At 43.1% G+C, this 24,438-nt stretch carries 19 protein-coding genes and 1 pseudogene; 12 read left to right on the forward strand and 8 right to left on the reverse strand.

Features of this window, described 5'->3' with window-relative positions; genetic code table 11:
* Positions 1-242: 242 nt before the first annotated feature.
* Positions 243-743: a hypothetical protein gene (locus tag AC58UU_RS31510; RefSeq protein ID WP_497321445.1), complete on the forward strand. Its 501-nt coding sequence runs from the start codon at positions 243-245 to the stop codon at positions 741-743.
* Positions 744-842: 99 nt separating this feature from the next.
* Here the strand turns inward: AC58UU_RS31510 and AC58UU_RS31515 are convergent, their stop codons facing one another.
* The 3 genes from AC58UU_RS31515 to AC58UU_RS31525 all read right to left on the reverse strand — a co-directional run bounded on the left by AC58UU_RS31515 (position 843) and on the right by AC58UU_RS31525 (position 3,387).
* Positions 843-1,784, reverse strand: a complete 942-nt coding sequence (locus AC58UU_RS31515; protein WP_497321446.1) for an alpha/beta hydrolase — start codon at positions 1,782-1,784, stop codon at positions 843-845.
* 60 nt (positions 1,785-1,844) lie between these two features.
* A complete protein-coding gene (locus tag AC58UU_RS31520; RefSeq protein WP_497321448.1) occupies positions 1,845-2,246 on the reverse strand; it encodes an NUDIX hydrolase in 402 nt (133 codons plus the stop codon).
* A gap of 262 nt (positions 2,247-2,508) precedes the next feature.
* Entirely contained in the window at positions 2,509-3,387 is an 879-nt protein-coding gene (locus tag AC58UU_RS31525; protein ID WP_497321449.1) for a pentapeptide repeat-containing protein, read from the reverse strand.
* A 241-nt stretch (positions 3,388-3,628) separates the two neighbouring features.
* On the opposite strand from AC58UU_RS31525, the gene AC58UU_RS31530 reads away from it, so the two are divergent.
* The 3 genes from AC58UU_RS31530 to AC58UU_RS31540 all read left to right on the forward strand — a co-directional run bounded on the left by AC58UU_RS31530 (position 3,629) and on the right by AC58UU_RS31540 (position 6,068).
* Positions 3,629-3,961 (forward strand): hypothetical protein, encoded by a 333-nt coding sequence (locus tag AC58UU_RS31530; protein ID WP_497321451.1) that lies wholly within the window; start codon positions 3,629-3,631, stop codon positions 3,959-3,961.
* Positions 3,962-3,989: 28 nt separating this feature from the next.
* Positions 3,990-4,547 carry a class I SAM-dependent methyltransferase gene (locus tag AC58UU_RS31535; RefSeq protein ID WP_497321452.1) on the forward strand — a complete coding sequence of 186 codons (558 nt, stop codon included), beginning with the start codon at positions 3,990-3,992 and terminating at the stop codon, positions 4,545-4,547.
* Positions 4,548-4,658: 111 nt separating this feature from the next.
* Entirely contained in the window at positions 4,659-6,068 is a 1,410-nt protein-coding gene (locus AC58UU_RS31540; RefSeq protein WP_497321453.1) for a PAS domain S-box protein, read from the forward strand.
* A gap of 82 nt (positions 6,069-6,150) precedes the next feature.
* Here AC58UU_RS31540 and AC58UU_RS31545 read toward each other — a convergent pair whose 3' ends face one another.
* On the reverse strand, positions 6,151-6,750 hold the full coding sequence (locus AC58UU_RS31545; protein WP_497321455.1) for a 50S ribosomal protein L25: 600 nt from the start codon (positions 6,748-6,750) through the stop codon (positions 6,151-6,153).
* Between the two features lie 163 nt (positions 6,751-6,913).
* Between AC58UU_RS31545 and AC58UU_RS31550 the strand changes: the two genes are divergently transcribed.
* The 5 genes from AC58UU_RS31550 (at position 6,914) to AC58UU_RS31570 (ending at position 14,139) form a co-directional block, all read left to right on the forward strand.
* Positions 6,914-7,207, forward strand: a complete 294-nt coding sequence (locus AC58UU_RS31550; protein WP_047673785.1) for a hypothetical protein — start codon at positions 6,914-6,916, stop codon at positions 7,205-7,207.
* 184 nt (positions 7,208-7,391) lie between these two features.
* Positions 7,392-11,540, forward strand: a complete 4,149-nt coding sequence (locus AC58UU_RS31555) for a response regulator (RefSeq protein ID WP_497321457.1) — start codon at positions 7,392-7,394, stop codon at positions 11,538-11,540.
* Between the two features lie 3 nt (positions 11,541-11,543).
* Entirely contained in the window at positions 11,544-12,374 is an 831-nt protein-coding gene (locus AC58UU_RS31560) for a CheR family methyltransferase (protein ID WP_497321459.1), read from the forward strand.
* Between the two features lie 27 nt (positions 12,375-12,401).
* Positions 12,402-12,995: a chemotaxis protein CheB gene (locus tag AC58UU_RS31565; protein WP_497321460.1), complete on the forward strand. Its 594-nt coding sequence runs from the start codon at positions 12,402-12,404 to the stop codon at positions 12,993-12,995.
* A 10-nt stretch (positions 12,996-13,005) separates the two neighbouring features.
* On the forward strand, positions 13,006-14,139 hold the full coding sequence (locus tag AC58UU_RS31570; protein WP_497321462.1) for a response regulator: 1,134 nt from the start codon (positions 13,006-13,008) through the stop codon (positions 14,137-14,139).
* A 689-nt stretch (positions 14,140-14,828) separates the two neighbouring features.
* Here AC58UU_RS31570 and AC58UU_RS31575 read toward each other — a convergent pair.
* Together AC58UU_RS31575 and AC58UU_RS31580 are read right to left on the reverse strand one after the other, a co-directional pair.
* Complete coding sequence (locus AC58UU_RS31575; protein WP_497321463.1) at positions 14,829-16,745, reverse strand: PAS domain S-box protein; 1,917 nt, start codon at positions 16,743-16,745, stop codon at positions 14,829-14,831.
* An 83-nt stretch (positions 16,746-16,828) separates the two neighbouring features.
* Positions 16,829-17,713: a helix-turn-helix domain-containing protein gene (locus AC58UU_RS31580; protein ID WP_497321464.1), complete on the reverse strand. Its 885-nt coding sequence runs from the start codon at positions 17,711-17,713 to the stop codon at positions 16,829-16,831.
* A gap of 112 nt (positions 17,714-17,825) precedes the next feature.
* Here AC58UU_RS31580 and lacZ point away from each other — a divergent pair, with 112 nt between their 5' ends.
* Positions 17,826-20,969, forward strand: a complete 3,144-nt coding sequence (gene lacZ / locus AC58UU_RS31585) for a beta-galactosidase, LacZ type (RefSeq protein WP_497321465.1) — start codon at positions 17,826-17,828, stop codon at positions 20,967-20,969.
* Positions 20,970-21,036: 67 nt separating this feature from the next.
* Here lacZ and AC58UU_RS31590 read toward each other — a convergent pair whose 3' ends face one another.
* Both AC58UU_RS31590 and AC58UU_RS31595 read right to left on the reverse strand, forming a co-directional pair.
* Complete coding sequence (locus AC58UU_RS31590) at positions 21,037-22,566, reverse strand: MDR family MFS transporter (RefSeq protein WP_497321473.1); 1,530 nt, start codon at positions 22,564-22,566, stop codon at positions 21,037-21,039.
* Between the two features lie 133 nt (positions 22,567-22,699).
* Positions 22,700-22,822, reverse strand: a complete 123-nt coding sequence (locus AC58UU_RS31595; protein WP_497321467.1) for a pentapeptide repeat-containing protein — start codon at positions 22,820-22,822, stop codon at positions 22,700-22,702.
* A 220-nt stretch (positions 22,823-23,042) separates the two neighbouring features.
* Here AC58UU_RS31595 and AC58UU_RS31600 point away from each other — a divergent pair, with 220 nt between their 5' ends.
* The gene (locus tag AC58UU_RS31600; RefSeq protein ID WP_497321468.1) at positions 23,043-23,927 is read left to right on the forward strand and encodes an NAD(P)-dependent oxidoreductase; all 885 of its coding nucleotides are present in this window, start codon (positions 23,043-23,045) and stop codon (positions 23,925-23,927) included.
* Between the two features lie 202 nt (positions 23,928-24,129).
* Positions 24,130-24,438 (forward strand): annotated as a pseudogene (locus AC58UU_RS31605) (IS4 family transposase); the annotation flags it as partial.

The following is a 24,438-nucleotide window of genomic DNA, read 5'->3' on the forward strand; positions in this document are numbered from 1 at the left end:
GGCAAAATAGCGCCTCCACGTTCCGCTTAAAGGCCTTGCAACGGCATAATTACTGAAATAGCGGATCCTCGTTCCCCGCGATGCTCAGCTTTAACAACATGTGACGAAGAGGGCGCCGATCAAGGACGTAAGGTCCTAGAGAAAGTGAGCGACATTTATGAGCAGGAGTTCACACCGCAGCACTAACAGAATACACTTAGAATAGACTACATTTAACAACGGTGTGACGAGGAGGGGTACAGTTGAGATATACAGTGCAATATCTACCTCTAAGTAAGATTAAGCCGGAAAGTATCGCTGCTAAGACCTCGCTAAGAAATAAGGAGTTTAAAAAAGTTGCACAAGATCTAATGCAGCTGTTGATTGTGCGTAAAAGCAGAAAAGAAGGTGGTTACGTCATCCTGGGCGGACATCATCATTTCGATTTCCTCAAAAAGCATACAAAAAAAAGTTCTGCTGTATGTCTTGTAGATGAAGGAAAGATTTCTGCAAGTGTAGGTACACTTATTAATCGTTTCAGGAAACGACAACTACCTTATGAGGTTCCTTACATCACACGCGATAAGATTGCAGTTAACAGCTGGTCTATCATTCGTACTTTTCTGAAAAGGGAGCCCCGCTTTCGAATGCTTTCTCGAAGACAGCAATTGAAGGTACTCCGGCTTGGTATTCAATATAGAAAAACAACCATACAATCCATGCAAGCAAAAGTAGAAGATCTATTAAAAAAGATTGTACACTGATGAGACAAAACGAGTAAGGAGCTGTCGCGGGCAGCTCCTTACTTTTTCGCGAACATGTGGCCAATATTGCTTATTGATTACCCAATTGGAGAATTCCCGTTATTCCTTCACATACGCACGGATAAATTGAGCTAATTCGCGGTCATACCTTACCGGATCCGAATGTCGAGCCAGGCCATGTCCGGCACCGGGTACGATTAATAATTGTTTCACCGAGGGACCGTTCTTGAACAATTCGTATACCATCTCGGTCGGCACAAACAAATCAGCGTCACCGTGGATGAATAGCATCGGCGTTTTGGACTTCTGGAGTTGGTCTAGGGCAGAAGCTTCACCGAAAAAGTATCCGGCACGAAGTTTGGTCAACAGACTGGTTATATGAAGGAGCGGAAATATCGGAAGCCGATACATTCTCTTCAGCTGGTAAGCAAGTTGCTCCTTGACAGAAGTATAGCCGCAATCCTCCACGATGGCTTTGACGTTGGGCGGCAAAGCTTCGCCGCTAGTCATCATTACCGTCGCTCCGCCCATAGACACACCGTGAAGGACGATCTTCGACTGCTCACCCGTATGTTCGATAACTTTATCGATCCATTGGACGTAATCCTTGCGTTCGGGCCAACCGAATCCGATAAAATGGCCTTCACTTCGGCCATGCCCGCGGGCGTCAGGGAGGAGGACGTTAAAGCCTAATGTGTCCTTATACATTTGCGCTAGATTACCCATCTGCATAGCTTGTCCAGCATATCCGTGCGCGAGAATGACGGTTCTATCGGTCGGCCGATCAGCGGTCATATAGTAAGCATAGAGCTTTAATCCATCGTTGGCCGTTATGCTCCATTCTGCAACTGTTTGCTCTCTCCACCAGTTTTCGTTGCCACTGAACGGATTCTCGACGCTTGTGGTAACGGCTAAATCGGTATTGTTGTTCAAAAAGCTCTTGTTGGCGCGGGCAATGGCAACGCGATAGAAATAAAAGCTTGCGGAAACGAGGATAAGAAAGACCAGTGCCACTATAGCTACGATCAACAACAAAATCAACAACAAACACCCTTTCGTATTACATGTTACCGAATCAAATCAACGCAGATTAAGTGTGGATTATGAAAGCAACTTCATCTCTTTTAATTTGTCGAAAATGATTTGGCAAACAGGAGATACGCGATCCCGGTCATTATAGGTTAACCAAACTAATTCATCTATCTCAGAAGCTGGACTCAGATCTCCATCAAAATCCGCCGTATAACATGTCATTTTTACTTGCGTACCTTCCGATTTACCATGGGCTTGAGCTTCGAACGTTCCAAAATGTAAGACGGTATCTGGCTTTATACGAACGGATAATTCCTCTTCTATTTCTCGTAAAAGAGTATCGATATCGGTTTCATCGGGCTCCCTTTTTCCTCCCGGTAAATAATAGGTTTCTTTTCCTTTGGAACGAGCGCTTAATATTTGACCATTAACCACGTAAATCCATGCAATCTTATCAATTATTGCAGTCATCCAGTTCTCCCTTATCTTATTTTTCTGAAATTATAGCATAACGGAATCCAAGAGTGTACTTATTGATCAGGCGGCTGCGGTGGGCAGTTGGCTATAATTGAAGTAGCGGGAGATTAGTTATGAAAAAGGAATTTCAACTGATTATACCGAAATAGAACATATTGTAAGATGGGCAAGGAAATGGGCTAACGATTGCCATACTTTATGGCTAACTAAAATAAGGTCAACCAGTAAAATCTGGCTGACCTCATAAAATAATACTCTATGCTTTGAAAGTAGACCAGTGAGCTGGGCGAGTGAGCGACGGTGGCAACTTGGTGTCGCCATCGCCCTTCGCCGCGTTGAGTTGGGCTTGGGTGAGAAAGATACTCTCGGTAAGGTTGGCGCCGCTAAGATCAGCGTCCCGGAAATCAGCCCCGATGAGGTCAGCCACTCTCAGGTCGGCACCTCTGAGATTAGCTGCAATAAGGTAGGCCCCTCTCAAATTAGCTCCTCTGAGATCGGCACCTTTGAGATTGGCCCCGATAAGGTCGGCACCTCGACCGTAGGCCTTCTGGCGCCCAGCGGGTTTCTTCTGCTTGCGCAGGGCTTCGGCTCGCACGAGCTCGCTCGTCCGTAGAAGCAGAACATTGACATCAGCTCGGTGTGCTGCCACGTCCAGTTCCATGAGAGAGTCGGCACTAAGGTGAGTGAGGCGTTCCGTTTCGTCGAATGCTAAGCTGAGTTCACCGTGGATAGGGCTGGCCGGTTGCAATGTTAGCGCTTCGGTCAGATACCAGAGCAGCTCATGGAGTTGACGCATGATCGGGAACACCTCGAACATTTGCTTTGCGGAACTTGGGACTTGACGCCAGTCGTTTCCGCCGAAGGTGATATGGGAAACCTTTTGCCCCGCACCGAAGCAGTCATAAACCGTACAACCTCGAAAGCCAAGCTGCCTGAGGTTAGTGTGAACGCCGCAGCGGAAGTCCGATTGCAGGTTGGGGCAGGGCTGGCCAGCGTCTTTATCCATCGCGAAGTCAGACGAAGCTGCATAGGGCAGTGCGACACAGCACAAGCCGAAGCAATTCTCGCAGTCAGATTGCAGACTGAGGGGATTCCTGCCGTTTAAAGTTTCTGCATATTCGTGATTCTCAGACAATGTTGTCCTCCTTCCGCTACACCATATTCTCATACTTGTCTATTTTAATCAGCAAAGCTATGGGATGGTCATAGAATGTTTTTTTTATGTATGAAAAATGAGTAATTTCTTCAATCTTATTATAGTATTACTGAATATTTTTTCTGTCAATCTATGTCTATGACAAGCGCGAAAACCGCGCCTAAAGCGGCAAACTAGCCGCCCGGCCAGCGTCGCTCTCAAAGAAGGAGTGAAATTTGTTTTGCTTATGGAAGAAGAGGTTACTGTATTACTAAGAGTAGGTTTGATATTTGTTATGATTCCAGTAGTAGTACTAGTAATTAGTTTGATGATTAAATTTAAGAAACATGGGTATGGCTGGTTTTTGAGTCATTTGATATTGTTCACTTTTGGTGCATTAACCTGGATAAGAATACTTGAAACTAGGGCTTTTACCAGTTCCATGTATAACTCTCTGACTATCGCTGCGATAGGTTTAATGTGGGCTGTCAGTATGGTTTGTTTTGCTATAGGTTTATTGTCATTAAGTTATTTAAAGAAAGAAAAAGAAGGAGTAGATATCTATCCGCAGTAATTGGTTCGTTAATAATTATGATAGATTAATGAAACCCTTGGAGACTAAAAGATTTATAGATATTCGCTCCGAGTTAATTAAAAAAGCAAAGGGAGAAGTTTTGGAAATCGGATGCGGAACAGGAATTAATTTCAGCTTCTATAAGGACGTAACTGTAATAGCAATTGAACCGAATCCAGTACTAAGGAAGACCTCGTATGAGCGGGCTTCCGAAGCTAAAACGCCTATCCATGTCATTGAAGGTAATGCTGAGCAATTACCATTTGCAGATCATTCGTTTGATACTGTGGTTGGGACACTAGTTTTATGTACGATTCCAAATCCAGTAGAAGCGATTAGAGAAATTAGTAGAGTTTGTAAGCCTACTGGAACAATTCTATTATTTGAGCATGTTCGACATGAAAATAAAATAGTGGGGAAGTTACAAGATCTCCTATCACCGATTTGGAAGCGAGCTTGTGATGGGTGTCATTTGAATAGAGATACACTTCGCTTACTGAGACAAGAAGATATAGAAATAATTGAAATAAATAAACATTTAGGAAACACTTTTATATCCGTTGAAGCTAGAAAAAAAAGGAAATAATTATGGATTTATATTAATAATTTTTTGAATATCCCAACATTAATAAAGGTTTTTTTCCATTAGGGACGAATTAGCTACAATCACTTGTTTGAAGTAAGGGGATGTTTACTCTTGAAATTGAAAGAACATCTAATCGATTCCTTTATGAATTTAACCTCAGACGGCATTGTCGTCGTTGATGTTAATGGAAAAGTGTTAGAGGTGAATAAGAAGTTTGAAGAATTACATGGCTGGACAAGAGAAGAAGTGATCGGGAAAGTATTGCCGATGACTCCAGATAAATATAAGGAAGATGCTCTTCGGCTATACCAGTCTTTAATAGATGGGGGGCAAAGTTCGGATTTCGAAGCGTTAAAACTAAGAAAAGATGGTTCTACTTTTTATGCGAATGTTACGGTCTCACCAATGAAAGATAACGAAGGAGTTGTTATTGGGTTTATTGGTGTGGAAAGGGATATTAGTGAAAAGAAAAGAGCCGATGAGGAGCTTTTAGAAAGAGAAAAACAATTTAGAAGGTTGATTAAACTTAATCCAGAACCTATTGCTCTGCATAACGATGGTTCGATCCAGTTTGTGAATGATGCCTGTTGTATGCTGTTTGGTGGTGTTTCTTCAGATGACTTCAAGGGAAAATCAATCTATGATTTTTTCTGTGTAAGTGACAAGGATTTCATTTTGGAGCGGCTTCAGTATGTGATGCAGTCTGATTCTTATACGGAATTTATGGAGATAAAGCTGCAAAAATTAGATGGAACATTTTTTGATGCCGAAATATCCTCCATTTATGTCTACAAAAACATGGGGTTTCCTGTCGTACAGACCGTGATACGTGATCTCACTGAGCGCAAAAAGTCTGAAGAAGCCATTATTAGATCAGAAAAACTGTCGCTCATTGGTCAATTGGCAGCTGGGATCGCACATGATATACGTAATCCTTTAACGTCCTTGAAAGGTTTTGTGAAATTACTAAAGGCGAAAAATGCCGACTACGTTGATGTCATGTTAGAAGAATTAGAACATATTAATTATGTTGTTAATGAATTTATGACTCTGGCTAAACCACATCTGAATTGTTACATGGAGAGTACGTCCCTAGGACTTGTCAAAAGTGTGGTTGGTTTTCTGCAGCCTCATGCTCATCTCTATAACGTTCAAATACATATAGACATGGATCCAGACATACCAGCCATTTATTGTAATCCAGATCAAATCAAACAGGTGTTAATTAATATTTTAAAAAATGCTATCGAATCTATGCCTAATGGGGGATTAATTCAAATTTCTATCCGAAATCTAATCAATCAAGGTGTGGTGATCCGCATCGAAGATCAAGGTGTAGGCATTTCTGGAGAGAGGTTATCCCAGTTAGGGGAGCCGTTTTATACGACAAAAGTGAATGGCACTGGTTTAGGGCTTATGGTTTGCAAACGGATAATCGAAGGACATGGAGGCCAATTGTTAATTCAGAGTAAAATTAATCAGGGTACTGCTGTGGAAATCGAATTGCCTTGTAAAAAATAGTTCAAGAACTAAAAACCGACTCTTCCGCATAAGCTGCGTAAAGAGCCGGTTTTCTTATTCCTGTGTCAACATGGCAATCACTTTATGCTTTAGACTCGACAGCTTCCTCTGCCTGTTCTGCAACTGGTTCAACCGCCTCGTCAAGCTTCTGCATGCCAAGTATAGTGACCAGAATGGTTTCTGGATCACTTAACACTTCAACATGCTTGGGAACCTTAAGATCAGCGATGGTTATATGTTCGCCGATACTTAGCTTACTAATATCAACGGCGAGATGTTCCGGGAGCTTGTTCGGCATACAGCGGATCATGACCTCATGAGTTTCTATTTGGAGAATGCCGCCTTCCTTGGTGCCCTTAGCTTCCCCCGAGAAATGGACGGCAATCGATGTATCAAGCTGTTCTTTCATATTAATTTGAAGAAAATCAATATGGAGCAATTGACCCGTCAAGCAATCCTTCTGGACTTGATGGATAATTACAGGGTGTTTGGTTTTGGACGGCAGGGTAACATTTAGGATGGCACGAGGATTGCGTTTCAGTGATGCGCGGATTTCTTTTTCCGGGACAGTGACATGTTCGGAATCCATACGTGAGCTATACACCACAGCAGGAATATGCCCCCCAGCTCGCAGCTTCTTTACAGGACCTGATCTTTCGGATAGTAAAATCGTTGTAGACATGTGTTGCACCTCCATAGTATTTGTAGAGCGGCTTTCAGCCCTAATACTCATTTACCCGATAAATTGTGCATTGAAACAGGGTGGAGTTAGGAAAATTTTTCGTTTTGGGCTTCTTTATCTCCTCATTTGATAGTAAAATAGAGGACAAGAGGAGGATTGATAAATGATGAGTACACTGAAGAGTTTCACTGATTCAGATCAACAAATTTCGTTAGAGTTAAGAGATGATCATTTAACTGTGCTTCGTTTCTACGGTGAAACATCCATTTACCCTTTCAAAAATATTTCTCTTGCCTCTGAGCCTATTCCAGAATATCCACTCAATCGTGTTGCTTTAACGGTTATTGATTTCAACACAGGTGTAACCGATTTCAAATTTTCTTCTAGTAAAAATGATTTTGAGATATTCGTCCAAAAGCTGATCGAAATTCATAGTGAATTTATTCCGAACCACTAGTTTCTTCGGTAATAGTTGAATCTACCAAGGACAGACGATCCCAATCGTTCTGTCCTTTTTGTATATGCTTTAGCAAGCACATTATTGTTCCTTTTGCGCTCAAAAAAGAGGGGGTTTGTCGTAATTTGTAGAATATATACACTAAACGTGATACATAGTCTCAACCAAAGAGAGGGCTTGCCACATGCAATGGATTCGGAACGCTAAAATAAATTACAAGCTGATACTTATGATTGTACTGCCTATGTTGGGGTTGTTATATTTCTCCTCCAATGCCATCTATGAAAAAGTGAAAGATCTGTCAGATCTGAACAGGCTGCAGACACTGGTTACAACGGAAATCTACATCAATGATCTGATTCATGAGGTTCAGAAAGAGCGGAGCCTATTATCAGGTTACTTTGAAGATAAGACGGTTACGCGTCAACTAATTGATCAACGTATGTTTACTGAAGATAAGTCAAGTGCTTTTCGTGAGCAATTAAAGTCACTAAACACATCCGTTTTGGGTGATAAGTTTAAGAAAAATGCAAATAATGCGGTAAGCAAGCTAGACCAAATGGTGATTCTTAGGACACAACTTGATCAAGGGAAAGCCAATGAGAATGAGACACTTTCCTTTTATATGGAAACGATAAACAGTCTCTTTGATATGATGCAAAACACAAACGAAATAAGCTCGAATAAGCAAATTTCAAACATGCTTAATTCCTATATTCTATTTTCCAAAAGTAAGGTTGCAGTGAGTAGGGAGCGCGCATTATTATTTCATGTTTTTTCCGCGAATCGTGCTGATTTAAATGATATTGAACAGATCGGTGTGTTAGAGAACGAACAATTGCTTTATTATAAGGAATCCAATTTACTCGCATCAGAGGCAGCACAGCAACTCTATCAGAAGACGATGAAAGGACAAGCGGTTACCGAGGTCGATCGTCTCGTACAACTAGTCCTAAAAGCGGAACCTGGGAAAGCCCTAGGAATGGATTCTCAGCAATGGTACAACGTGGCGACACAAGAAGTAGATCTTCTTAAAGAGGTTGAGGATGGACTTTCGACAGAATTAATTCAAAGCATGGAAATAATCAAAAAGAGTACTATGCAATCGTTGATTGGTGTGGCCATATTTAACGTCATTATTCTAATCCTCTCATTTTTGGTCATCGTTTTGATTTCCAGAATGCTTCTATCTCAAATCCGGCTGCTTAAGAGATCTACGGAACTCATTCTGACAGGCATTACAGATATTCATCTGGATGTACAATCGAAGGATGAATTTGGCGAGCTGATGGAAGCCTTCAATCACATGGTAGCTAGCTTTAAAGAAGTCATTACACAAGCAGATCGCATCTCATTAGGAGAATATGAGCAGACGATTGTTCCTCGTTCAGATCGAGATCAACTGAGTGTGGCATTAATTCGAATGCTGACCTCTTTAAAAGAAACAACAGCTGAAAATGAGCGGCAATTCTGGTTGAAAACGCAGTTAGCTCGCCTGACAGGGCTTGCGCAAGGCGTTGCAAGTGTACAACAGCTAGTGGGTATGCTTATATCTGAAATTTCTCGTCTTGTCGGAGCAGGTCAAGGCATTATGTATTTGAAGGAGACTCATTCCAGTCAGAATCATTCCAATGAATTTGTACTCTTAGGCAGTTATGCTTTTAAAGAAAGAAAGAACGTAGCCAATCGGGTTCGACCTGGGGAAGGTCTAGTGGGTCAATGTATTCTTGAGAAAAAGCCTATCTTGTTATCGAATGTACCTGGCGATTATATACACATACAATCAGGTCTCGGGGAATCGAAACCGTTCCAAATCGTCGTTCTTCCTATCCTCTTCGAGGAGGAAGTGTTGGCCGTTATAGAGCTTGCCGCTTTTAAACCATTTACAGGTATAGAGCACGATTTATTGGAGCAATTATCCGATACACTGGGCGTTGTCATTCAAGCCGCTAACAGCCGTCAGAAAACGGAAGCTTTATTGCGTGAATCACAACTGTTAACGGAAGAGCTACAAACACAGCAGGAAGAATTGCGCACGGCGAATGAAGAATTGGAAGAGCAGACGCTGATGCTGAAGCAATCCGAAGAAAAGATGCGAATCCAAAGTGAGGAACTTCAGGCAATTAATGAGGAGCTAGAAGAAAAAACCAACTATTTGGAAGTACAAAAAGCCGACATCGAAAAGCAAAATGCCTTTATTCAATTATCGAAGCAGGACTTAGAAGAAAAAGCGAAAGAGTTGGAGCAAGCGAGTCAGTACAAATCGGAGTTTTTGGCCAATATGTCGCATGAACTCCGGACGCCACTTAACAGTCTACTGATTTTATCTAAATCATTATCCTCTAATGAAGATGGTAATTTAAATGAAGATCAAATCGAGTCGGCTAAGATTATCCATAGCGGCGGCTTGGATTTATTGACTTTAATTAACGACATTTTGGATTTGTCCAAAGTGGAAGCAGGCAAATTAGACATTCAAATGGAAGAAGTGAGGCTGGACGATTTACTTCAGTCACTCCGTTACCAATTTAATCCAGTTGCCAAAGAAAAGGGCCTTTCGTTTATTTTAAATCTTGACGATCAAATCCCGGAAATCGTGACGACTGATGGTCAGCGTACCGAACAAATCCTGAAAAACCTTTTATCCAATGCATTTAAGTTTACGGCTTCTGGAAGTGTTACGGTTGAGATCGCGCGTGCTGGAACAGGAACGGCTTACCAAAATAACCATCTGGAAGAAAATGGAGCTATAGCTTTGACTGTAACCGATACGGGGATAGGTATTCATGCTAGTAAACAGCAAGCTATATTCGAAGCTTTTCAGCAGGCGGATGGTACGACGAGTCGCAAATATGGAGGAACGGGCCTTGGTTTAACCATTTCTAGAGAGTTGGCTAAGTTATTGGGCGGCGAAATTCATATGCGAAGTACCGATGGGGAAGGCAGCAGCTTTACGCTTTATCTCCCGCTCGGAGGAGCAGCTGACGCCGAAATGATGGAGCCAAAAATAGCATCGATAAAAGTTCCTGCAGCAGTCGATACACTGCAAATTTCAAGTGAATTGTTGATTGCAAGCACGGTTGAAGATCATCTTTTAGCGGCTCAACCAGCGAAAACGTTCTTGCCTGATGATCGCGAACACTTAAAGAATAGCGTGCAAGACAAAGTTATTTTGATTGTGGAAGACGATCCGGCATTCGCCAAAATTCTTATGGACATGTCTTACAAAAAGGGATTCAAGTGCCTTGCGGCAGGAGATGGCTTCAGTGCCCTTCAATTAGCCAAGCAGTATATTCCAAGCGCGATTCTTTTGGATTTGGGGCTTCCAGATATGGACGGCCTGAAGGTCCTTGATCATTTGAAATATCATAATGAAACACGTCACATTCCTGTGCACATCATTTCAGGTCGAGATAGAAGCTCAGACTCCTTACAGCGCGGGGCCATCGGCTATTTATCCAAACCGATTCAAGCGGAAGATATTGAAGCTGTTTTTAACAAAATTGAACATAAGCTGCAAGAGCGCATCCAACAGGTCTTAGTGGTTGAGGATGATTTGAATAATCAAAAGGCTATTCATGAACTGCTCAAGCATAAGAAGGTTGACATCCATAGTGTTTCTACGGGTAAAGAAGGTCTGCAGCTTATGCGATCACAACCCTTTGATTGTGTGATTCTGGATTTAACATTGCCGGATATGACAGGCTTTGAACTGCTGCAGCAGTTAGTTGTTGATTCAGAGGGCTCCATTCCACCGATCATTATTAATACAGGAAAAGAGCTCACACAGGATGAGTATAAGGAACTAAACCAGTTTACGGACAGCATTGTGATTAAAGGTGCGAATTCACCGGATCGCTTGCTGGATGAGGTTTCTCTATTCCTTCACAGCGTTCATAAATCACTACCACAAGCACAGAAAGAAATGATTCGTATGGTGCGTAATTCCGATGAATCCTTAAAGGGACGCAAAATATTGCTGGTGGATGATGACCTTCGCAACACGTTCGCCTTATCCAAAATATTAAGAAAACACGGCTTGGATGTCGTGATGGCAGATAATGGGAAGCTGGCTTTGGATAAACTGGAAAGTGAAACCGGGATCGAGCTAGTCATTATGGATATTATGATGCCAGTGATGGACGGTTATGAAGCCATAGGTCATATCCGCACCATGCCGAGGTTCCAGTCCCTCCCGATTATCGCTTTAACCGCAAAGGCCATGACGGGTGACCGTGAAAAATGTATAGAGAGGGGAGCCAATGATTATATGACGAAACCGGTAGATACCGATAAATTGTTATCATTAATCAGGGTTTGGCTCTTACGATAAGAAATGCCAGAAAAACTAGCAGAAAAGATTGAAGTCGATCTTGTATTAGAAGCTATTTATAAGCGGCATGGGTATGATTTCCGTAACTATGCCCGTTCATCTTTAATGAGAAGATTGCACTATGTCAGGCAGAAATCAAGTCTTGAACGACTATCTGATATGATTCCGTTGGTACTCTATGATGAAGCGTTTGCCAATCAATTGCTGCTGGATATATCGGTAACCGTCACCGAAATGTTTCGGGACCCTGAGTTTTTTGTTGAGCTGCGCAGTATCGTGATTCCTTTGCTAAAGACGTATCCATTTGTGAAAATATGGCATGCCGGATGTGCGACAGGGGAAGAAGTTTACTCGATGGCTGTTTTACTGGAAGAAGAAGGCTTCTATGATCGTGTTCAGATTTACGCGACGGATATGAATCAAGAGTCACTAACTACTGCGGAAGAAGGCATTTACCCGTTAGAAAGTATCCGGAATTTCACTAAAAATTATCAAAAAAGCGGAGGCAAGTCCTCCTTCGCGGATTACTATCATGCTAAATATCAGATGGGCAAAATGAAGGAAGCTTTGAAAAGAAACATCGTATTCTCACAGCATAATTTGGCAACGGACAACGCCTTTGGTGAAATGCATCTCATTATTTGTAGGAATGTGCTCATTTACTTTGATAAGCAATTGCAAAATCAAGTCTATCAGCTTTTCAACCAAAGTCTCGTTCCACGCGGTTTCCTGTGCCTTGGCAGTAAGGAATCTATCGAGTTTTCAGAGATCCAGTCTCAGTATGAAGCACTCTCCTCTAAGTGGAGAATTTTTAGGAAGCAGCTGCCATTGTAAGAAAGGTTATAGAGAGGGAGTGAGCCCATGCGCCCATTGGAAGCCGTTGTTGTGGGGGTATCGGCAGGCGGGCTTAAGGCACTCTCGCGTCTGTTATCCTATCTCCCGTCTGACTACAGCCTACCGATTATCATCGTACAGCATATTTTGGAGAGCAGTGACAGCTATTTAGCTGAATATTTAAATACACAAGTTGCTATACACGTCAAAGAAGCTATAGATAAAGAGACCATTCAACCTTATCACGTTTATCTCGCTCCACCTGGATATCATTTGCTCATTGAAGATGATCGCTCGTTAAGCCTATCCATTGATCCTAAAGTCAATTATTCTCGGCCTTCGATTGACGTCTTGTTTGATAGTGCAGCGTTTGCCTTCCAAGAGGGGTGTGTAGGCGTTGTCTTAACGGGAGCCAATCGAGATGGAAGCGCTGGACTCAGGACGATCAAGGAGAGTGGTGGCTTAACGATTGTGCAGGACCCTGAAACGGCGGAGTTCCCTGTAATGCCACAAGCAGCAATTGACACTGTAAAGGTTGATTATATTTTGTCCTTAGAAGACATAGGAAAGTTTCTGAGACAATTACATGTTCCCGAAAGAATCCATCATTCTAAGAGTTAGGAGGGCCTATATGGATACTCAGAAAAATAGGCATCAGGCGCCAAAAATTTTAGTCGTTGATGATCGTAAAGAAAATTTATTCGCTATGCAGAAAATTTTACAAGTGCTCCATTGTGATGTGTATGTCGTCCAATCAGGCAACGAAGCCTTATCCTATACCCTGCGCCATGACTTTGCGCTTATTTTACTTGATGTGAATATGCCGGAAATGGATGGCTTTGAGCTAGCGGAGCTGCTGCGAAGTAACGAGGAAACGAAGCATATTCCCATCATTTTTGTAACAGCCAGTAATAAAGAGGATCAGAGCGTATTTAAAGGATATGAGAGCGGTGCTGTGGATTACTTGTTCAAGCCTGTCAATGCCGATATTCTGCTCAGCAAAGTGAAAATATTTCTAGAACTCAATCGAAGAAATAAAGAGCTGGTGGCCATTCAATCGGAGCTTGAGCGCAGTAACGAGAGCTTAAGGGAGTTCGCACAGGTCGTTTCGCATGATTTGAAAAATCCGCTGAATGTAATTACAGGGTTGAGCGAGCTACTTATAGCTAGACATAGTGCGGATATGACGCCAAAAGGTAAAGAATATATGAACCAAATTTCAGCGACTGCTGATCGGATGAACCACTTAATCACCGATTTGCTCTCCTATGCCCAGTTAAACGCGAAATCGGTTACTTTCGGAAATGTTGATTTGAATGAAGTCGTGATGAATGTGATATCGGACCTAAGCAGCACAATTGAACATAATGAAGGACAGATTATCATTCAAGACAGGCTTCCAATTATTCAAGCGGATGCAACACAAATGTATCAACTATTTCAGAATATTATCGCAAACGGGCTGAAGTATCGTAGGAAGGAACAATCCCCGATTATTCAGATTTCCTTATTGGAAGGAAATGAACCGGATACCTTTGTCATTCAAATCGAAGATAATGGCATTGGTATGAAAAAAGAGGACATCCCGTCTATTTTCACTCCCTTCAAACGACTGGACAATGCCAAAGCCTACGAGGGTACCGGTCTAGGGCTTGCCACGGTGCAGAAAATCATTGAGCGACACTATGGCCTCATGGAAGTGGAAAGTATTCTCGGTGAAAGATCAACTTTTCGTGTGCATCTGCCAATATATCAAGGTTTTTAAAACAAAATGCAAAGAATCATGTGAGAGCATTGGTTTAACCCAGGGGGGTTCCAATGGCTATTATATGAGGAAACTCCAAACCGCCGCGGCGGTTTTTTGTCCACATAAGAAAGTATGAGTTTTCGGTTCCCGTAAACCGCTCAACCGTCCATTTCATGTCGATTAGCGGAACGTAGATGCCTTATTTTGCTCAAAAACGCGTATTTCACGTTTTCGCGGAACGAGGAGCCTCTATTTCCCGCTTTCGAGGTGTAAAAACCGGTAAAACACCAAAATAACGCCCCCTCGTTCCGCGTACGGGCCCTGCAGCGGCATAACCACCGAAATAGCGGCTCCTCGTTCCACGTGATTCTCAGATTAGCCGCTTATATGCCGAAATCACTCCACTGAGTCTCGCTTTTTAGCCGACCTATAATCCATGGATTTGACCAGATGTTTATCTGTATTTGAACAGATTTCTATCTACCTGCCCTCGCACCAAACTTTCTGCTAAACACCCCGATAACAGAGCACGTCGCATGGCCCAATCACAGGCAGGCCGCACCCTTAGTTCTTCTATCTGCATCCGAAATTCAATCCGCACTTGATATCACTAGATTTTCACGGAACGTAGATGCCTTATTTTGTTATACGTTTGGAGTTGTACAACGTACAACAAAACACGGGTGAGTAAGTTTCCCCCAAGCGGGTTAGCCCGAATGGTGTTTATTCTCCATATATGTCTCGATAATATCGAGAAGGGATTTATTTTTGATCGGTTTGCTCAAATAATCGTCCATGCCCGCAGCGAGGCAGATTTCGCGATCTTCTTTTAAGGCGTTCGCAGTTACAGCGACGATCATGGGACATCGTTCTGGCGGGAGTGTTTGTTTAATCATTGCGGTTGCATCTAATCCGTTAATGATCGGCATTTGGAGATCCATAAATATGATATCAAACCGGTCTCTTAAGGCGAATTTCACTGCTTCTTCCCCGTTAGCAGCAACTGTAACGATATGTCCCTGTTTCTCTAGCATTTTAATTAAAACGAATTGATTAATGACATTGTCTTCAGCGATAAGTATGTGTAGGGAAGCATGCGCGATACCTTCATTTGTATTACTTTGGTATTCATCTGAATGATGATCCTCTTTGAGACAAATGGTGAAGATGATCGTAGTCCCTGGATCGTCGGCAGGTTCTACCCAAATATCGCCGCCCATTAGTCGGACCAGTTTTTTCGTAATAGCTAAGCCAAGCCCAGTACCCTCGTATTTGCGTGTCATCACATGATCGACTTGATTGAAAGGCTCGAAGATATAGCTCCTTTTATCAGCTGGAATGCCGATTCCGCTATCTTTTACAATGAATTCGAGTTGTATGATGTGATCTTCTTGTACGCGTTTATTGACATGTACGGAGATTCCACCGAATGGCGTAAACTTGATGGCATTGCCAACCAAATTAATAAGTACCTGCTTCAGACGTTCTGAATCACCCACTACTGAGTGAGGGACGTTGGGATCTATTGTAAATGTCGTGGATAACTGCTTTTCATCCGCTTTGGTCGATAAAATATTAAACGTTTCAGATATCGTGTCTCGTATATCGAAAGGGATTTCATGTAATTCTGTTTTACCGGATTCAATTTTGGAGAAGTCTAAAATGTCATTAATGATACGAAGCAGCGTTTCACCGCTCTTATGAATAATCTCTACGTACTCTTTTTGTTCTTCGTCTAACGTTGTCGTTTGTAGCAAAAGGTCTGTCATTCCGATAACGCCATTCATCGGCGTCCGAATTTCATGGCTCATTATCGCCAGAAATTCACTCTTCGCTTTATTCGTATTCTCAGCGGTTTCCTTCTCAATCATTAATTTCTTCTGTTCGGTCATGTCCTTGGCAATGATATAGTACCCAACATTCATTTCGTTCATGATGATGGGAGCGATGGTCGTCAGTACTTCAACAATATGACCATTGATTTGACGAATATGATCAATTTTCTTCTCCATGGAAGCATCGTGTAGGGAATCGGTAAGGATTTGTTTCACATTGTTTTTGCCTACAAATCTGGAAAAAGGCATTCCAACGAATTCATTGTTGTAGAATCCTAATAACTCTTGTGCCCGCGTATTGCCATTGACAATAACTCCGTCCAAATCAAGTGAAATGAGCGCATCATGTGTATGCATTTTCAGAGGGGTATACCGATCAATGGACTCTTGAAGCTTTTGTTCAATGGACCTGAGCTGTGAAATATCCGTCATATGAACGATACCATATAGAGGCGGCCCGGTTTGAGTATCGCAAACGAAAGTAAGTTGGACGGATGTCCATATGATGTCACCATTTTTGTGCAAATAACGGATATCCATGTTAAAAGAAGAAGCCGCACGAGCTAACAAGTTTTGAACTTGATCCGTGTAGGACAGCCAATCATCAGGAAAGGTGATTTCACGTATATTAAGCTTCTCGAGCTCATCTTCCGAATATCCAAGAATCGAGCAATATGCTGGATTAACTTTCAGTAGGGACCCGTTTAAGGATAAACAGGCCATCCCATGAGGAGAGAACTGAACCATCTGCTCGAAGAAACGATGGTTATCGTGTTGTAAGCTGCTCATCATTAGCCCCCAATCATTTTACCCATATATAACCATCATAAGCTTTTTTTGAAACGAAAACGACTTTGGGCTAGGTGTTCGAACTAACGGAAATCTTCCGATTGGTTCTTTTTGTTGTATTGATTTCTGAAAACTTCGGGCGTCAAACCGACGGATTTGCGAAATGTCGAGATGAAATGCGAAGCGTCGAGGAAGCCAGTCGCTTCGGCGATCTGTTTCACCGTTTGATTAGGCTGTGCGATTAGCAATTCCTTGGATTTCTGTAGGCGAAGCTGCAGTAAGTATTGGTAAGGAGAGAGGCCAAACGCTTTGCGGAACAATGTATTGACATGTTGAGAGCTTATGCCAAGCAGCTGAGACATCCATCCAAGTCCTACGTCGGAAGATGCGAAGCTAATCTCAAGTTCCAACAAAAGCGGCAGCAAGCGCTCGTGACTTTGGGAAAAGGATGCGCTTTTATTTACGTTGCCATGCTTTTTGAGCAGAGTAAGGAATTGATAAATTTCAAGTGAACCATTCATGCCTGTAAAGTCATGACTGTAGCGGTACTTTTCGAAGTAGTACTCATGAATATTAGCGAGAGGGGTTTCCATGCCCCAGCTAATTGGTGTGGATAATGGTATCTCTAAGGCATATACAATGGAAGCAGCGAGCGCACCATCGAAGGTTAAATACCACGTCGACCACTTGGCGGCAGTGATGTTATATTCATGCGGGACGCCAGCAGGCAAGAGCATGCCTTGATTCTCACTCAGCTTGATGGATCCGCTTTCAAGGATGATTTCACCGCTGCCTTCAATCGTTTGTAGCCAATGAAAGCAAGGATAGCCTTCTTCTCGCTTGTAGAACTTCTGCTCATTTTCGTAACCGACTGTTTCCAGGATGAGAGGAAGCTTCCGATCCGTTTCTGTAATGAGGAAAAATTTCCTGTAATCGGTAACCATCGATCTGAGGTTCAACTCTTTCATTTTTTAATATGGTATGCGTATTATCTTATATTTTAAAAGAAATTATTGTCTTGTACAATAAGAAGATAGTTGAAGAAATTTATACACCCTATAGAAGTGAGGAATTCAAGAAATGGCTAAAAAATTCGTATATACACCGCCCGTAAATGGATACCCGGAATGGAATAATAATCCTCAGATTTTTCAATTAAACCGCATGGAAGCTCATGCCACATTAATGCCTTATAAGTCCGAAGATGAGGCACTAGCGGGAGTTCGTGAAGCGTCCGATTATTACCAATCATTGAATGGAACTTGGAAGTTTCATTTTGCTGAGAATGCGCAAGGCCGTCCGCAAGAGTTTTACAAGAGTGACTACGATTGCAGCAGTTGGGCGGACATCGCCGTGCCTTCCCATTGGCAGCTGCAAGGCTTCGACTTTCCACAATATACGAATATCATCTATCCTTGGGTGGGCCATGAAGATTTGAAGCCTCCATTTGCTCCGGTAAAGTATAACCCTGTGGGCTCATATTCCCGCAGCTTTACGGTCCCGGCAGCATGGGAAGATCAACCCGTATACCTGAGCTTTCAAGGGGTTGAATCGGCTTTTTATGTGTGGGTTAACGGCGATTTGGTGGGCTTTAGTCAGGATTCGTTTACACCTGCGGATTTTGATATTACACCTTACTTGGTAGATGGCGAGAATAAGCTTGACGTCGAGGTTTACCGTTGGAGTGATGCGAGCTGGCTGGAGGATCAAGATTTCTGGCGGTTAAGCGGTATTTTCCGCGATGTGTATATGTATAGCACGCCAACAACGCATATTTCAGATTTCAAGGTGCTGACGAATCTGGACGATTCCTTCGAGAATGCAGAACTGCGTATTCAAGCAAAAGTCACGAATTACGATGGACTTAGCAGCGGTACACGCCGTGTAGAAGCTGTCTTATATGATAGTGAGTTGAAGCCGCTATGGAAGGAGCCTCTTTCCGTAGAAGTAAATGTAAGTGGTGCTGCTAATCAGGAAGTAGAGCTCTCCGTCCAAGTGGATCGGCCTGCAAAATGGAGCGCGGAGAAGCCGAATCTTTATACACTTGTTTTGAGCTTAAGAGATGAAGATGGCTCGCTTCTGGAAACGGAAAGCTGCAAGGTTGGATTCCGTAAATTCGAAATCCAAGACGGTTTGATGAAGATCAATGGTGAGCGTATTGTGTTCAAAGGTGTTAATCGGCATGAATTCGATACGGATCGCGGCCGTTCTGTTGATCGGGCAAGCATGCTTGCTGATATTTTGCTCATGAAACAACACAATATCAATGCTGTACGGACCTCGCACTATCCAAACGACCCGCACTGGTATGAACTATGTGACCAATATGGGCTGTATGTGATTGATGAAACGAACCTCGAGACACATGGCTCATGGGCCTATGGATCGGACGTTGAAGGAGACGCTGTACCGGGAAGTAAGCCAGAATGGACGGGAGCTGTGCTGGACCGGGCGAATTCGATGATGCAAAGAGATAAGAACCATCCTTCAATTGTGATTTGGTCGCTAGGTAATGAGGCGTTCGGTGGCGATAACTTTATTAAAATGCACGACTTCTTACGTGAAGCCGATCCGTCAAGAGTTGTACATTACGAAGGAGTTTTCCACTTCCGCGCATCAGATGCGGCGTCGGACATTGAAAGTCAAATGTACACCAAAATTGAGAAAATCGAAGAATACGCGAGAAATAAGCCGAAGAAACCGTTTATTCTGTGTGAATACAGCCATGCGATGGGGAATTCATGCGGCAATTTATTTAAGTACTGGGAGTTGTTTGACAAGTATCCGGTTCTCCAAGGTGGATTTATTTGGGACTGGATTGATCAATCGATAAGAACAACAACTCCAGAGGGTGTTACCTACCAAGCCTACGGCGGCGATTTCGGAGATACACCGAACGATGGCAACTTCTGCGGTAATGGATTAATTTTCGCTGATCGTACGCCATCACCGAAGATCTATGAAGTGAAGAAGTGCTACCAGAATGTGAAGTTCGAAGCGCTCGATCTTGCTAATGGCCAAGTGAAGGTGACGAATCACTATTTATTTACGGATCTGAGTGAGTTTGATTGGACATGGTCCATCGCACGTAATGGTGAGCCTGTGGGTGAAGCCAAGCGTGGACAATTCACTGTAAAGCCAGGAGAAACAGCTGTTATTGAGTTGGCTCTAGATCATATGGAATCCATTTTGCCAAAAGATGAGTTTGTACTGACGATCAGTCTACAGCTGAAAGAAGATACGAATTGGGCGCAGAAGGGACATGAAATCGCTTGGGAGCAGTTCTTGCTTCCAGTTCGTAAAGCTGCTTGGTCTAATTCTGAACAGGCAGCCCTAGAATCCGCGGCGACCTTGTCTACTATAGAAGCTGTACAAATTGCTTCAACTAAGGAAATAATTAGCCTTAAGGGAGGCAACTTCTCTCTTCAATTTAATGCTGCAACTGGTGATATCACTTCCTACATGTACGAGGGAAGTGAACTGTTCTTGACAGGTCCTACACCTAATTTCTGGCGTGCTTATACCGATAATGATCGCGGCAACCAGCATCACATTCGCTGCGCGCCATGGCAAGAGGCAGGCAGTGGAAGAACGCTGCAATCTTTGACAGCTAAATCGATTGGAGATGGCCGCGCTGAGGTGCAGGTTCGCTTTGAATTAGCGACAAAGCCAACTTCTGAGGTGCAATTGGTTTACACGGTATCGCCTAGCGGGGAAGTAGAAGTACGTATGGAGCTTGTGCCTGGAGCTCATTTACCTGAAATTCCGGAGATTGGCGTACTCTTCCAATTAGATAGCTCCTTCCAGCAATTGAGCTGGTACGGCCGTGGTCCACACGAGAACTATTGGGACCGTGCTGCCGGAGCCAGACTAGCTTTGCACAGCGGTACCGTTGAAGAGCAGTTCGTGCCATATTTACGCCCTCAGGAATGCGGCAATAAAACGGATGTGCGCTGGGCGACGTTGACAGATGCGAACGGGCGTGGACTCCGCATTACAGGACTTCCTACCGTTGAATTGAACGCTCTGCCTTATTTACCTTCCGAGTTGGAAGCTCATGACCATACGTATAAGCTCCCAGCTAGCGATAAAGTCGTGCTGCGGGTGAATTATAAGCAGATGGGCGTCGGCGGTGATGACAGCTGGGGTGCAAGAACACACCCAGAGTTCACGCTGTATGCCAATCGTACCTATGCCTACTCATTCACGTTTAAAGGAATTTAAAGAATTGGAAATGAAAAGTGCCGCTTCATCTACAGATTGCTGTAGTTGGAGTGGCACTCTTTTTATTTTAATGAGAAATAGCTGATTCGGTTTCTTGGGTTGGATCCAGCTTTTCTTTACTCATCGCGATGGCACAAACGAAGGCTAGGACAGCAGGAAGTATAGTCCAAGCGAAAGTGAGAACGATGGAAGACGATAATGCGGTTGTGATTTTCTCGAGAACAGGTGCAGTAATCTCCATTCGTTTCGCGGGATCAAGCAGCGTATGCGAGTCCCCGGTTGGTATTGCAGTTCCGGTTTGACCTTGACCTGCAAATACATCCGTCAATTTTCGTGTTAAAGCATGACTTTGAACAATTCCGAATACGGTGATACCCAGCGTCATCCCCAAGGAACGGAGGAAGTTCAGTGTTGAAGAGGCTGAACCACGCTGCCGTACTTCGAACAGATGAATGGCTGCATTACTTAATACAGAGAAGGAAGCACCGATGCCGAGTCCTATAATAATCATGTAGATCGTGACAAGCCAACGAGGTGATTCTGGCGATAAAGTAGTCAAGAGAGCTGTTCCGACAATAAGCAGGAAGGTCGTTGGAATCATAATCGCTCGATAACTCATTTTATTCATTAAGAAACCGCCGCCTGTTGCCGTTACAACGGAGCCTAACATCATAGGAAGAAGAACTAAGCCGGAATTGGTAGCGGTTCCGCCTAATACACCTTGAATGAAAATCGGGATATAGACGGATGCTGTGATAAAAGCTGCGCCGCTAAAAATGGCAACGGCATTACTTGATGCATACAAACGATTTTTGAACATCGCAAAAGAAATAATAGGTTCAGCAGCACGACGCTCCACGAAGACGAAGATGATTGTTAACACCGCAAATAGAGCGAATAAACCAAGGATAAATGCTGAATCCCAAGCGTATTCCTTGCCGCCTAATTCAAGAGCGAACATGAGGGAGACGATGGCACCAACAAGTGTAAATGCGCCCCACCAGTCGATTCTTTGTTTAGAATGCTCAACGGATTCGCGATAGAAGAAGGCCACAAAAACAAGTGAGATCAAACCAAGAGGCAGGTTAATGTAAAATACCCATTTCCAGTTCACATAATCTGTAATATAAGCGCCAAGCAGTGGTCCGAAAATGCTAGACATGCCGAACACAGCACCGAACAATCCACCTAGTTTACCGCGGCTCTCTATCGGAACGGCATCGAACATAATCGTGAAAGCAACCGGTAACATGGCACCGCCGCCGATACCTTGAATAGCGCGATAGACACTGAGCTCTATAATCGAATTTGCTGTTCCACATAGGATGGATCCAAGCATGAACACGATAACACCAAAGATGAAAAACTTTTTGCGTCCGTACATATCGGATAGTTTGCCGAATATCGGCATGCCGGCCATTTCCGCCACCATATAAGCTGAAGTGACCCAAACGAATTTATCCAATCCGCCTAATTCACCGATGATGGTGCCCATGGCTGTGGCTACAATGGTATTGTCCATGGCGGCCATTAAGATACCCAGCAATAGCCCAGCAATTACAATGCCTAAACCTTTGTTTTTGCTTTGCGCTACCATAATGATTGATTTCCTCACTTTCTCTGAACTCGATTTAATTTTTATCTAAGGGTTACTAAATGATAGTAACATGACTTAAGTTGGCTTTAAACCCTTTTAACAAAGCATAAGTTACTTTATCCATCTTGCACCGTCAAAGATTGTTTTTTTTGACGTCAGCTTTGAAGGAACAGCTTTGAAATGTGGCATTTCGGAACGATGTTCCTTTTAGATCGGAATGATGAAAAGTAGTTCCTGTAAAGAGTAGGTTATCCATGCATACACCAGTTAAATCGCAAAAACTCTACAAGGTTTAAGTCAACGATAACTCTCATCTCCTATATTACAATATATGATAAAGTACTATGTCTGTCAAAGTGATTTATTTTTGTTATACAAATTGGAATGAGCTCAGTTTGACCAGATGCACAGACGGTGATAACTTAAGAATGAAACATATTCGAAATCAGTTACTGTTAAAATGAGAGGTGGCATTCATGGTGGTAATCAATCCGGCACAAACGATTGTAGGCTTAGTAGGAACAGGTGTTATGGGGAAAAGTATGGCAGGCCATTTTATTCAAGCAGGCTACGAGGTACATATATATAATCGAACGAAATCCAAGGCTCAGGAACTGTTGGATCAGGGTGCTCACTGGCAAGATTCACCAGGATTATTAGCACAGCAATGTAATGTAATTATTACAATGGTAGGCTTCCCTAATGACGTAGAAGAGATTTATTTAGGCGAAAATGGTATTCTTTCTAACACTAAGCCGGGCAGCTACGTAATTGATATGACAACGTCTAGTCCAATGCTGGCCAAACTGATTTATGAAAAAGCACTCGCGCGCCAAGTGTTTTCACTAGATGCTCCTGTTTCAGGCGGAGATATTGGAGCTAAGGAAGCGAGACTTTCGATTATGGTTGGGGGCTCGCGTGAAGCTTTTGATGCCATGCTGCCGCTTTTTGAGAAGATTGGCACAAACATCGTCTATCAAGGAGAAGCGGGTGCAGGCCAGCATACGAAAATGTGCAACCAAATCGCAATTGCAAGTAATATGATGGGCGTTGTTGAAGCGCTGGTATATGCGAAGAAATCAGGACTGGATCCTTCGACTGTGCTCAAAAGTATTGAGTCGGGCGCTGCTGGTAGCTGGTCTTTAAGTAACTTGGCCCCTCGCATCATCGCTGGGAATTTTGCTCCTGGTTTCTATGTGAAGCACTTTATTAAAGATATGAAGATCGCGCTTCAATCTGCCGAAGAAATGAAAGTGGAGCTGCCTGGACTATCTTTGGCGAAATCCCTTTATGAGCAGCTGGCTGCGAACGGCGAAGAAGACAGCGGTACTCATGCGTTGTTTAAGATTATTGATAAGTAGCTCAAAATAATGAGCGATTGAAGGAGGGCATCCCGTGAGGGCAATGTCATTTAGTTAAGGCGCAGGTCCAAATATCAAGAAAAAGAGCAGGTTATCGAAAAAGATAGCCCGCTCTTTTTTTTGCACGAAAAAGAGAAATAAGACTTGACAAGTAGGTATAAATGTGTGGCGAAGCCCCTTGAAAAACGAGGAGGTTACGCCAATGAATGAGTACGCAAATTCGCTAAAACAAACGCTGACATCCCTCATACGAGAAATGTCAGCCGCACCAGCACCTTATGTCCAAAACCCTGAAAAAGATTTTACCCGAAAGAAAAAGCTTCCCTTTGAAACGGTCATGCAGCTCCTGATCTCCATGGGTGGCAACAGCTTATACAAGGAGATCTTGGAATCACAAGGTTATGACGTAAATACCGCAACCACTTCTGCTTTTGTCCAGCAGAGAAATAAAATCCTGCCGTCTGCTGTGGAATGCTTGTTTCACAAATTTACGCAATCGCATACGGATATC

This window comes from Paenibacillus sp. JT22N1 (assembly GCF_059692155.1).

Coding starts and splice junctions, on each gene's coding strand:
- AC58UU_RS31600 (WP_497321468.1), top strand. CDS start 23,043: ATGGTGGTAATCAATCCGGCACAAACGATTGTAGGCTTAGTAGGAACA.
- AC58UU_RS31575 (WP_497321463.1), bottom strand. CDS start 16,745: ATGAGCAGCTTACAACACGATAACCATCGTTTCTTCGAGCAGATGGTT.
- AC58UU_RS31555 (WP_497321457.1), top strand. CDS start 7,392: ATGCAATGGATTCGGAACGCTAAAATAAATTACAAGCTGATACTTATG.
- AC58UU_RS31535 (WP_497321452.1), top strand. CDS start 3,990: ATGAAACCCTTGGAGACTAAAAGATTTATAGATATTCGCTCCGAGTTA.
- AC58UU_RS31570 (WP_497321462.1), top strand. CDS start 13,006: ATGGATACTCAGAAAAATAGGCATCAGGCGCCAAAAATTTTAGTCGTT.
- AC58UU_RS31550 (WP_047673785.1), top strand. CDS start 6,914: ATGATGAGTACACTGAAGAGTTTCACTGATTCAGATCAACAAATTTCG.
- AC58UU_RS31545 (WP_497321455.1), bottom strand. CDS start 6,750: ATGTCTACAACGATTTTACTATCCGAAAGATCAGGTCCTGTAAAGAAG.
- AC58UU_RS31595 (WP_497321467.1), bottom strand. CDS start 22,822: ATGGATAACCTACTCTTTACAGGAACTACTTTTCATCATTCCGATCTA.
- AC58UU_RS31590 (WP_497321473.1), bottom strand. CDS start 22,566: ATGGTAGCGCAAAGCAAAAACAAAGGTTTAGGCATTGTAATTGCTGGG.
- AC58UU_RS31560 (WP_497321459.1), top strand. CDS start 11,544: ATGCCAGAAAAACTAGCAGAAAAGATTGAAGTCGATCTTGTATTAGAA.
- AC58UU_RS31520 (WP_497321448.1), bottom strand. CDS start 2,246: ATGACTGCAATAATTGATAAGATTGCATGGATTTACGTGGTTAATGGT.
- lacZ (WP_497321465.1), top strand. CDS start 17,826: ATGGCTAAAAAATTCGTATATACACCGCCCGTAAATGGATACCCGGAA.
- AC58UU_RS31580 (WP_497321464.1), bottom strand. CDS start 17,713: ATGAAAGAGTTGAACCTCAGATCGATGGTTACCGATTACAGGAAATTT.
- AC58UU_RS31565 (WP_497321460.1), top strand. CDS start 12,402: ATGCGCCCATTGGAAGCCGTTGTTGTGGGGGTATCGGCAGGCGGGCTT.